Genomic DNA, 387 nt, shown 5'->3' on the forward strand with positions numbered 1-387 from the left:
TGGACGGCATCACGGCATCGGTACGCTCGCAGATGGTGGCCATGATGGTCACGGCTTCCAGCGGGTACTTGCCCTTGGCGGACTCACCGGACAGCATGACTGCGTCGGTACCGTCCAGGATGGCGTTGGCCACGTCGCCGGCTTCGGCGCGAGTCGGACGCGGGTTCTTGATCATGGAGTCCAGCATCTGGGTGGCGGTGATGACCACTTTGCGGGCTTTGTTGCACTTCTCGATGATCATCTTCTGGGCGAAGATCACTTCTTCTACCGGGATCTCGACACCCATGTCGCCACGGGCAACCATGATGCCGTCGGAGACAGCCAGGATCTCGTCGAAGTTGTCCAGGCCTTCCTGGTTTTCGATCTTGGAGATGATCTGGATGTTCT

At 59.2% G+C, this 387-nt stretch carries 1 protein-coding gene; it reads right to left on the minus strand.

Annotated elements, in window-relative coordinates:
* The coding region (locus ACNPAA_RS21115; protein WP_417892005.1) for a pyruvate kinase at positions 1-387 on the minus strand (387 nt) is incomplete at both ends.

Source organism: Aeromonas sp. PS2Canimalfood6 (assembly GCF_048276795.1).
Classification (GTDB): Bacteria; Pseudomonadota; Gammaproteobacteria; order Enterobacterales; family Aeromonadaceae; genus Aeromonas; species Aeromonas caviae.